Source organism: Citrobacter sp. Cpo090, assembly GCF_030332665.1.
Taxonomy (GTDB): Bacteria; Pseudomonadota; Gammaproteobacteria; order Enterobacterales; family Enterobacteriaceae; genus Citrobacter; species Citrobacter portucalensis.
In genome coordinates, this window is sequence record NZ_JAOWHK010000025.1 from 815,471 (window position 1) to 825,095 (window position 9,625).

Here is a 9,625-nt window from a genome sequence, read left to right on the forward strand (position 1 = left end):
CAAGCAGGTGGAGGGTAAATCATGATCGGACACTACGGAACGACGCCAATGATTCGCCAGTGCGTGATGCCTGGAATGATGGCGCTTCACGAGGGCCGCACCTATCGCGTATCAGCCGTCATTCAGGAGCGTAAATGGGTGTATCTGCACACCGATGCAGAGATTATCCGGCTCACTGACTGCGTGATTGACGTCCTTCTCGACGGACGCGGCAACCCTATCCAGCACTAATTTCAAACCCATTTCCCCTACTCGTCCGGCTATCGCAGACGGGAAGCGCACAACCAAATTTCAGGAGCCGATTATGGCTGCATATCTCGTTCAAGACCGTATCGAGGCGCAGAACTGGACGCGCCATTATCAGCAAATAGCCAGAGAGGAGCGTGAATCTGAACTGGCTGATGACCTTGAGAAAGGATTTCCTCAGAGCAAGCTGGAATCGTTGTGCGTTGACGAGTTGCAACGACGCGGGGCCAGCAAGAAGGCCATTTCAAAAGCATTCGATGATGACGTCGAGTTTCAGGAAAAGGCCGCTGAATTTATTCGCTACATGGCAGAGACAATTGCTCGCCACCAAACAGATATTGATGAGGGATAGTAACAATGAGCATCAGCATTGTTGAGTTCGTTAAACAACAGGAGCCACTCTTTGTTGGCGCGGTAACTGACCAGTCAGTCACATGGGCTAAGGAAAGCCAGTTTGCAATACAGTATTTCCAGCGTAACGACTATCTAGCCAAGACTGCGCTATCAAACCCTACTAGCGCGCAGAACGCCATCATCAACGTTGCGGCGATCGGCATCACTCTTAACCCGGCAAGCAAGTTGGCGTATCTGGTGCCGCGCGACGGCATGGTGTGTCTTGATATCAGCTACATGGGTCTTCTGCATCTGGCTCAGTCTACCGGTTCCATTAAGTGGGGCCAGTGCAAACTGGTGTATTCAAACGACACGTACGAATCAAACGGACTTGATACCGCCCCTACACACAAATACAACGCATTCGGCGATCGCGGTGACGTAGTCGGCGGTTATTGCACGGTGAAAACGCCAGACGGCGATTACCTGACAGAAGAAATGAGCCTGGCAGAAATTAAGGCAACGGAAGCAACCAGTAAAGCCAAGAATGGCCCGTGGAAAAACTTCTGGGAAGAGATGGCGCGTAAGACCATCGTTAAGCGGGCTAGCAAGTACTGGCCTCGTGCTGAGCGTCTGGATAACGCGATCCACGTCATCAACGAAGATGAAGGCGTTTACCAAGAGCCGGTTATGGCGCACAAGTCAGAGGAAGATATCTGCGAAGATGAGCGCTGTCGACAGCAGGAAGTGATCGACCATGTTCAAACTCTTTGCGATGAAATGGCGCAAGCAGAAAGCATGGACGACCTGAAACGCATCTTTGCCGATGCCTACAAGCGCACAGCTGGCATGAAGCTGCAGCAGAACGTTCAGGCTATCTATGCAGAGTGCAAAGCAAAGCTGGAGGTGACCAGTGAGTAAGCTTTACGAAATCGCCAACGACTACGCCAAGTTGATGGATTCAGACTTCGAGGCCGATGCGATCGCCGACACGCTTGAAGGGATGGAAGGAGAGCTTACAGATAAAATTGAGCAGTTGCTGGCTATCTGCAAGAACGAAACCGGATACGCAGAACGCCTCAAGGACGAGGCAAAATCACTCAACGAACGCGCAGTAGTCACGCTGAATAAAGTTGGAAACATTCATGCTTACATAGCAACCGCATTAACCACAGCAGGAAAGAAGAAAATCAGAGCCGGTATTCACCAGGTAACAATTCGCTCTCCTTCTGAATCAGTGGAAATTGTCGACTCAAGCGCCCTTCCTCCAGAGTTTGTCGAATACGAAACCGTTATCAAGGCGGATAAATTAGCGATTAAGCACCAACTCAAAGCGGGCCAATCAATTCCCGGCGCTCAACTCAAGGTTGGCAAGCCATCATTAATCATCAAATAACAGGTGCTTTCAATGAGCGAACTTTGGCAACCCTTTGAAAACCTGTTTCTGCACGAGGCTGGGATGAAGATGTCCCGCTCAGAAATAGCAGAAAAACTCGAGCGTTCAGAATCGGCAATCACTCGCCAGGCATCACGTATCGGCGCACCACTTATCAGCAAGATGAGTGGCAGATCATGGACGCCAGCCGAGCTTCATCTCTTTGGTCGGTTCTCAGAGGAAGATATAGCCAAGGCAACCGGTCGCTCCATTTACTCAGTCAGAAGCAAGCGTGACACACTGGCCCGCTCCGGAGGATTAACTATGCGTGAATGGTCAACGGAAGAGTTAGCAATACTCATGCGCTACACCAACGCAGAAGTAGCAGAGATTACCGGCAGGAGTTTCGAAGAGGTAGGAGATAAGCGGCTGCAGGTGAATATTGAGCGTAACGGATGGGATAAGCATAAACCGGAGGACTCATGACCTATCAACTTCACGTCGGGCGTTGCGAGGACGTTCTGAAGACGCTGCCGGATAACTCAGTTGACGCCATCGTGACGGATCCTCCGTACGGGCTGAACTTCATGAACCACAAGTGGGATTACGACGTCCCAACTGTAGAGCAGTGGCAGGAATGCCTGCGAGTTCTCAAGCCTGGCGGCCATATTCTGGCGTTCGGTGGATCCCGCACATATCACCGACTTGTCGTTAACGTTGAGGATGCTGGTTTCGAAGTCAGGGACCAAATCCTCTGGATTTACGGTAGCGGCTTTCCCAAGTCACATAATCTTGATGGTGAATTTGATGGATGGGGTACCGCGTTAAAACCAGCCCATGAGCCGATCGTCATGGCTCGCAAACCTTTCAAGAAGACGGTGTCCGCCAACATGACCGAGCATGGTACCGGCGCAATCAATATCGACGACTGCAGGATACCGACCGACGAGGCGCTTAGAGGTGGCGCTGGGGCCCTGCTTTCACATCAGCGTGACGGTACCGAGCCGCTTGGTGATTACGAACAGGCACCAGAGGGACGCTGGCCAGCAAACATTATTCACGATGGAAGTGATGTTGTCGTGTCAGCGTTCCCGGATGCTAAAGGTCAGCAAGGAGCATTAACCGGTAATGAGCCAAGCTCAAAAATGGGATCAGCTAACTGCTACGGGCAAATGGACCGACGTCATGAATCAACGCCACGAATCGATAGCAGCAAGAGCGCAGCGCGATTCTTCTACTGCGCCAAGGTTAAGCCGAAGGAACGCGACGAAGGACTCGAGAGATTTATCGCGACGTCAGCCAGCGACATGACCGGCGGACGCAAAGAAGGGAGCGTCGGCATTAACGATCCGCGCGCCGGCGCCGGGCGTACCAATGGCGCGAAGAACAATCACCCAACTGTTAAGCCGATCGCCCTGATGAGCTACCTATGCAGGTTGATTACCCCGCCAGGCGGTACCGTTCTGGATCCGTGGATGGGTAGCGGTAGCACCGGCAGGGCCGCTATCGAGGAAGGTTTCAACTTCATAGGCATCGACCTGAATCCTGACTACGTGACAATCGCATCGGCGAGAATAGCTCACTCCTTCAAAAAGACGACGGAGGCAGCATGACACCAGAGCAAAACAACGTAGTGAGAGCTCAGGGACGTAAATGCGTGGCAGAGATTCAGCAGGCACTGAAATGCAGGCCTAAGCCGAAATGGAATGCAGTCGTGCCGCCAATCATCAAGAAGCATCACCAGAAAATTTCGCCGCTTGGTATCAGCCTGGTGGCATTCGTTAGCAGCATCGGTCGTATGCAAGGCCGGTACGGAGTGGAATCATGAGTGAAGCAGCAATGATTATTGTCCCAACGGATATTAGCACCATGGTCCGCGAGGTTGAAACCGCATATAACCGATACCTAAACGAGTTCAGAATCCCCGACGACCATAAAATCGTAGTTAACTTCTCAGCCGGTAAGGACAGCACCACAACTGCGACGATCGCTCACAATCTGTTTGGTGACAGAGCGCAATTCGTTATGGCTGATACGGATAACGAGCACGAATTAACCGTGGATTTCGCTTATAACATTCATCGTCAGATTGGCTGCGAACCGGTAAAAGTGGTTAAGAAAATTTACTCTGATTCTGATTTTGAGCGACGTCGCCAATCCCTGATTAATCGGTGGCCTAAGAGACAAGCTATAAGAATGGGTGCTTATCGCGGCGTTGTAATGCCGTCTCTGGCTCGTTCTGATACTAGTTTTGGTAAGTCGTGGCAACGTACCGCCGAACGGTGGGGCGTTGAGTTTGAAACCCCTCTGGAAGCAGCCTTGTCAGTCATGCATCCGAGTGGAAATTCTTTCCTTGATGCGGCGCTATTACACGGAAAGTTCCCTATGCTGCGTGACCGTTTCTGTACTGAAGAGCTTAAGATACAGATTGCGTTCGATGCGGTAATCAAACCGTTGCTTGATGATGGTGAGGTCGTAGTCCAATGGTCTGGCGTGAGAGCGGATGAGTCAGATAAACGCGCTGGCTACGCAAGGTTCGCACGTGATGAGCGTGACCCAGAATTCCTATACAACTTCCTTCCCATTCATAAATGGACGGCAGCAGATGTATTCGCGCTGCATAAGTATTTCGGCATCAATCCAAACCCTCTTTATCTGCAAGGTGCTGACCGCGTAGGTTGCATGAACTGCGTTTTATGCACAAAAGAAGAAATCGCACAAACCGCTGCCCGCTGGCCTGGTCACATCGAAAAGCATCACGCATGGGAGAAAAAGGTACGCCTCGCGTCGCGCTGGGTTCATTGGATGAGCGTTGGTACCGAGAGCCAGTCGTGGATGCGGGCGAAGTTGGGTTCCTATGTAAAGGCCTGGATGGAAGAAGATGCCATCTCTGGCGAGGAGATAATGCGCAGCAGGAAGCGGCAGATAAATCTCGGCCAGGAAGTGAAGCTTTATGGTCTAGAGCCAGACGTTCAGCGAATCGAGTGGTCTGGATTCTACGGGCCGCGCGGTGGGATGGGTGCACCATCTGCGCTGGATGTTGTTGAGTGGGCCAGAACCGGTCGAGGCGGAAAGGTATACGACCTCGTAAAGGCTAGCCTTGATACAGCGGTGTGCTCATCACGGTACGGACTTTGCGAATGACGCTAACCAAACGAATCACAAGGTCGCTAATGCGGCCTTTTTATTTTCTCGCGTTCACCTTCAACCGAATTAACCGACAGTTCAGGGAGCACTGACTATGACACCAGATACCCTTGATGCTGCAAGCGAGCTAACTCAGCAGCGAATAGAAATGGCAGTAGCCGCTCACAGACTAAACCACTCAGCAGTATCAGCAACGCACTGTGAGGAATGCGGGGATCGCCTCAGTAACGAGCGCCGGAAAGCGTATCCGGGATGCACGATGTGCGTTGAGTGCCAGGGTGAGCAGGAATTGCGTAAGAAAATTGGGAGGATGTGATGGATTACGGCAAGCTTAGTGATTATGAAGTTAGCAAACTCGTAGCAATGACGATTGGCGGCTTCCTAGAAGAGGATTTTTGCGACACTCATTCAGTGATTTTTAGACGTCATGGTCGGCATCAATACTCGTTTTTCGAACCCTGTACAAACCCATCAGACGCATGGCCGATTATTCAAGAAAATCTCCTTAGGGTTGTTCCTGTGTCATTCCTCGGAAAGGTTAACTGGGTTGTTTCTCGCGACATCCATTCTAACCACGACGCCAATCCACTTAGGGCAGCTATGATTACCTTCCTCATGATGCAGGACTCAGCCAATGTTCCAGCTAATTCAACGGGGTCAGATATACGCTGACAGCGCAGGTTGGCCCGTAATAATTCATTCAGTTACATCAGAAATAGCCCGCTACTGGCGACAGGGCCGGATCAGCACCGCTTCAATCGACCGCTTTAATAACGATTTCGAGCACCTCGACCCACTCGAGGCGGCACAGATACGCGCCGAAATTGAAACAGCAGAACACTTAAAACGCCTCCGCGCTATGCGGGCGGCATGAGGAGAGATTATGCGCATCACCATGACGGTTAACTCAACGCTGGATATTGAGAAAGCCATCGTCGCATTGCAAAGGTTCATCAGCGAGAAGAAACCAAATGATGGGACGAGCGACGTGTGGGGGATCGGCATTACAGGCGGGACCTACTTTGCAGTGAGCGTTAAGCCGAACGGCAATTACACTGTTAAGCAGCAGGATTGAGGAGCGATTATGGGGAAGATGACTTTTGTATTTGAGTATGAGGACGGTAAAGAGCCGCCAGTTAGCGCTGGCATGTCGTTTATGGGCGGGAAGATTGTAGCTGCTGCTTTTCGTGATGCTCTCGAAGAGCCTGAGATATGCGATGCACCAGAACCAGATCTTGATTGGCTGGATAAAATTCGCAACCGCTTATGACGCAACTGATAGCTGATTCACTGAGTCGGCTATTGGGTGCGAATGCACTGCCACGTTATCCCCCATTTGCCCGGTTCGCCCGGGCTTATTTTTGCCTGGAGAAAAGCATGCAAACAACAATCAGCATTCAGCCGGTTCTGGTTAACCGTGAGCGCGTTCAGGAGATGCTTGGTGGTATCTCCAGAACCACATTTTACCGTAAGCGCAAGCAGTGGGAAGAATCTGGCACACCATTCCCGCAGGAAGTGGAAGAAATTCACCCTCCGAAAGGTGGCGCTCTCTTCCGCTATGTAGAAGTTATTCAGTTCTGCAAAGATAAAGGGCTATTGGCTGCACACGCCTGAATCTTATCGGCCCACAATTCCGCTGCTGCCTGCTGCTCGGGGATGTAATCATACTGGTCATAAACAGCCAGCATCCCCGTTAGCTTATGCCCGAGTATCTTCTCTGATACGTGAGGAGCAACACCAAGCTCAGCCATCTTTGTTTTGCACGTTCTGCGCAGGTCGTGCAGAGACCAGTGCTCCCCACCCATTACCTCTTCCACCTGCCCCGCGATGGAAATCAATGTACTGGCTGACATAGGCCTGTCCACCTGCAGCTTAGCCGGTGGAAACACGATTGTCTGATCGGGGTACACATCAAAAACCTTTTGTAGATAATCGGCTGCCAGTTGAGAAATCCCTCGCACAAAGCGCTTGCGCGTTTTCGAGTTCTCTTTCGGTATTACCCATTCCCTCGCCTTCAGGTCAAAGTCACCCTTCCTTGCTAATCTCAATTCAACGCCGCGGCAGCCGGTAAGGGCCACAATGCGGATCAGCATTTTGTTTTGCCATGACATCTTTGTTTTATCGATAGCATTCCAGAACGCGCCTATCTCATCATCATTCAGAAATCTCTCCCCGTCGTCCGGGCGGCTACCGACATCATTAATTTCGAGTAACATTAGCGAATTTGAAGTTATACGTTTTCGGCGCAGCGCATAGCGGATCACCTGCTTCATCTTCACCAGAACATTACCGGCCTGAACCGGCGAACCACCTTTAGTTATGCGCAGGAATATCTGCTCCCATTCAACGGGGCTCATCTCATCTGCTATCAGTTTGCCGTAATTGTCGGTAACGTGAAGCTTCAGCATCCGCTTCCAGTATTCGTACTTCACCATCTCTTTCACTGATGGTGTTTCAAGCCACTCATCAACGAGGGTGCTGATGCTCGGAGAACTGGATACGATGTCTCTGGCTTTCTTCCGCTGCATTGCCGGGTCACGCCCCTCTTCCAGCCAGCCCTTGCATTCCTCCATCGCGTCACGGGCTTCTTTGATCGACATCTTGCCGTAGGTGCCAAGTTTTAGCCGGGCCGGTTTCCCGTTGAAGCGATAGCGGTATTGAAAGGTGATAAGTCCCTTTGGGCTGATCCTGGCAGAAAGTCCACCACCGTCAGCTATCTCCTCTGGTCCATCATATGGCTTGCCAGCTATACGCCTGAGCTTGGTATCGTTGAGAGGCATGCTTGTCCCTGTTCAGCTTTATCGGAATTGGTACACGATTTGGTACACAGATTCTACGACACGAACACGGACAAGATGAACTAAATTGAAACGGGTAAATTGAATAAAGTTAGGAGTGGTGCGGAATTGGTGAAACAGGTAGGAACAGAAAGGAATGAGGTGAAATTCTGGATGGTACTTACACGTAAGATCACATACAAAGATTCAATATTTAAAATTATCAAAAAGGAATGGGCTGATTCCCGCTTCACTCTGCGAAATATGTCACTGGTCGCCTTAAAGACCACACTGGACCTACACCCGCTTTTTGATAACACCGTTTGACAGTGTACACGGCATTACGGGTCGATCAAAGCAACAATCAACGTGCGCTCTATGATGTAAATCAATTCACTGACACCCAACCGTCTTTGTTACACTTGCACAAAGTCATCTAACCTGAGCAGGAAAAAAACAATGCCCACAAATCGCTTTGCGAAGAAACACTGGAAGATGGTTGTGATTCTGCTCGTTATTTGTGCGGCCATGTTGATGCTGCGCTGGGCTGCAATGATCTGGGGCTAAATGACGCTCACCCGCTGTTCCGGTTTCGTTTATTTATCGATTAATCAAATTCGTCTGAAAATAGCGCGTTATGGCCGGGTAAAAAATAAAACGCAAATTAAATATTAAATAAACTTAACTTTAATTTAGGAAAGCCAGGTCATTTATTTGACCCGGCTTGTCACTACATCCGATAGCCGAGAGAAACTGTCGTGCGGCGATCGGTATGCTCCGGCGCTGTTGCCGGCGGTTCAGAGTTCCAGGTCACGTTGTAAGCCACCTTTAACCCAAAGTGTTCGTTGATGGCAACGTTCAGGGCAGTTTCAGAGTTGAGTGTAGTATCTTCAGCGCCGAATACCGACACACCCTGAGTAAACTTGGTGTTGTCCGTCATCTGCCATGCATAAGCCCCGGACGCATAGCCCAACGGCTGCGTTTCGGTGGTGCCATCCGTGTGCTCGTCATAGCGCACGCCAGGACCGAATTCGAAACGGAAACTGTGCACAGGTCCGTTGAGGAACTGACGACCATAACCCGCGGTCAGCACGTCACGCTCGCGGTAGCCGTTGTAGCGGTCGGTCAACCAGCTTGCCTGTCCAAAGAGATAGTCATAGTCGGTCATGTTGTAACGACTACGACCACCTACGGCATATTTCTCCGATGAACGCTCATCATTAGAGGAGGTATTGCTGGCATTTCCCCACAGAGACCATGCGGTCGTTTGGCCGTACCAGGTCATGGTGGTATCCGCGGTTAAAGAAGAACTTTTTGTGTTGCCTGACTGGGCGAGATATCCCGCGTTCAGGTTACCTTCAAAGGGTTTTTTCGCGCTGGAAGGATCATCCATGACAGTAAAAACGGAATCATCGGCGGCAGCATGCATTGACGCAAGCAGGCCTCCCGTCAGCAGTAATGCTGCGGGCACTGTCTTCAAAAGCTTCATTTATTAAGAGTCCGTACAACAAAAAAAGAGACCATTACGGTCTCGGAAACTTTCATATGGATCAATGACAAAAGACCCTTGAAAGGTAACAAATTATAAAAAGACTCGAATAACATAGCAATAAATTCTTATTTCATTTTTTGAATAAGAGCGTTCCTAAACCTCTATTTTATTTATATATCTTTATGACGATAATTTTAAATAAAGATATGGAAAATCATGTTGTTAATTACTTCACTTTCGGGAGGTTAAGTGCCA

The 9,625-nt window shown here is 50.2% G+C and carries 17 protein-coding genes; 15 read left to right on the top strand and 2 right to left on the bottom strand.

The features are described 5' to 3' along the window. Positions 1–21 precede the first annotated feature (21 nt). The 14 genes from OGY83_RS06585 (at position 22) to OGY83_RS06650 (ending at position 6,715) form a co-directional block, all read left to right on the top strand. On the top strand, positions 22–231 hold the full coding sequence (locus tag OGY83_RS06585; protein WP_103770193.1) for a cell division protein FtsZ: 210 nt from the start codon (positions 22–24) through the stop codon (positions 229–231). Positions 232–304: 73 nt separating this feature from the next. Then, complete coding sequence (locus tag OGY83_RS06590; RefSeq protein WP_286635530.1) at positions 305–598, top strand: host-nuclease inhibitor Gam family protein; 294 nt, start codon at positions 305–307, stop codon at positions 596–598. A gap of 5 nt (positions 599–603) precedes the next feature. After that, positions 604–1,500 (top strand): RecT family recombinase, encoded by an 897-nt coding sequence (locus OGY83_RS06595; protein WP_286635531.1) that lies wholly within the window; start codon positions 604–606, stop codon positions 1,498–1,500. After that, complete coding sequence (locus tag OGY83_RS06600) at positions 1,493–1,975, top strand: siphovirus Gp157 family protein (RefSeq protein ID WP_286635532.1); 483 nt, start codon at positions 1,493–1,495, stop codon at positions 1,973–1,975. The genes OGY83_RS06595 and OGY83_RS06600 overlap by 8 nt, the downstream gene beginning before the upstream one ends. Positions 1,976–1,987: 12 nt before the next feature. Continuing rightward, the gene (locus tag OGY83_RS06605) at positions 1,988–2,440 is read left to right on the top strand and encodes a hypothetical protein (protein ID WP_286635923.1); all 453 of its coding nucleotides are present in this window, start codon (positions 1,988–1,990) and stop codon (positions 2,438–2,440) included. Then, positions 2,437–3,567 carry a DNA-methyltransferase gene (locus OGY83_RS06610; protein ID WP_286635533.1) on the top strand — a complete coding sequence of 377 codons (1,131 nt, stop codon included), beginning with the start codon at positions 2,437–2,439 and terminating at the stop codon, positions 3,565–3,567. The genes OGY83_RS06605 and OGY83_RS06610 overlap by 4 nt, the downstream gene beginning before the upstream one ends. Continuing rightward, the gene (locus tag OGY83_RS06615; protein WP_286635534.1) at positions 3,564–3,782 is read left to right on the top strand and encodes a hypothetical protein; all 219 of its coding nucleotides are present in this window, start codon (positions 3,564–3,566) and stop codon (positions 3,780–3,782) included. Before OGY83_RS06610 ends, OGY83_RS06615 begins: the two co-directional genes overlap by 4 nt. Beyond that, positions 3,779–5,098 (top strand): phosphoadenosine phosphosulfate reductase domain-containing protein, encoded by a 1,320-nt coding sequence (locus OGY83_RS06620; RefSeq protein WP_286635535.1) that lies wholly within the window; start codon positions 3,779–3,781, stop codon positions 5,096–5,098. The genes OGY83_RS06615 and OGY83_RS06620 overlap by 4 nt, the downstream gene beginning before the upstream one ends. Positions 5,099–5,195: 97 nt before the next feature. Further along, entirely contained in the window at positions 5,196–5,417 is a 222-nt protein-coding gene (locus OGY83_RS06625) for a TraR/DksA C4-type zinc finger protein (protein WP_286635536.1), read from the top strand. Continuing rightward, positions 5,417–5,773: a phage protein NinX family protein gene (locus tag OGY83_RS06630; RefSeq protein ID WP_286635537.1), complete on the top strand. Its 357-nt coding sequence runs from the start codon at positions 5,417–5,419 to the stop codon at positions 5,771–5,773. Before OGY83_RS06625 ends, OGY83_RS06630 begins: the two co-directional genes overlap by 1 nt. Then, positions 5,736–5,975: a DUF4222 domain-containing protein gene (locus tag OGY83_RS06635; protein ID WP_286635538.1), complete on the top strand. Its 240-nt coding sequence runs from the start codon at positions 5,736–5,738 to the stop codon at positions 5,973–5,975. The genes OGY83_RS06630 and OGY83_RS06635 overlap by 38 nt, the downstream gene beginning before the upstream one ends. Before the next feature lie 9 nt (positions 5,976–5,984). Beyond that, positions 5,985–6,176: a hypothetical protein gene (locus OGY83_RS06640; RefSeq protein ID WP_286635539.1), complete on the top strand. Its 192-nt coding sequence runs from the start codon at positions 5,985–5,987 to the stop codon at positions 6,174–6,176. Between the two features lie 9 nt (positions 6,177–6,185). After that, entirely contained in the window at positions 6,186–6,371 is a 186-nt protein-coding gene (locus OGY83_RS06645) for a hypothetical protein (protein ID WP_286635540.1), read from the top strand. 107 nt (positions 6,372–6,478) lie between these two features. Then, complete coding sequence (locus OGY83_RS06650) at positions 6,479–6,715, top strand: hypothetical protein (protein WP_032936075.1); 237 nt, start codon at positions 6,479–6,481, stop codon at positions 6,713–6,715. Here OGY83_RS06650 and OGY83_RS06655 read toward each other — a convergent pair. Next, positions 6,673–7,881 carry a tyrosine-type recombinase/integrase gene (locus OGY83_RS06655; RefSeq protein ID WP_286635541.1) on the bottom strand — a complete coding sequence of 403 codons (1,209 nt, stop codon included), beginning with the start codon at positions 7,879–7,881 and terminating at the stop codon, positions 6,673–6,675. The two genes, OGY83_RS06650 and OGY83_RS06655, sit on opposite strands and share 43 nt — an antisense overlap. A 456-nt stretch (positions 7,882–8,337) precedes the next feature. Here OGY83_RS06655 and yniD point away from each other — a divergent pair, with 456 nt between their 5' ends. Further along, positions 8,338–8,445: a small membrane protein YniD gene (gene yniD, locus OGY83_RS06660; RefSeq protein WP_003030590.1), complete on the top strand. Its 108-nt coding sequence runs from the start codon at positions 8,338–8,340 to the stop codon at positions 8,443–8,445. Positions 8,446–8,608: 163 nt separating this feature from the next. Here the strand turns inward: yniD and OGY83_RS06665 are convergent, their stop codons facing one another. After that, complete coding sequence (locus OGY83_RS06665; protein ID WP_181508701.1) at positions 8,609–9,367, bottom strand: DUF481 domain-containing protein; 759 nt, start codon at positions 9,365–9,367, stop codon at positions 8,609–8,611. Positions 9,368–9,625: the final 258 nt, after the last annotated feature.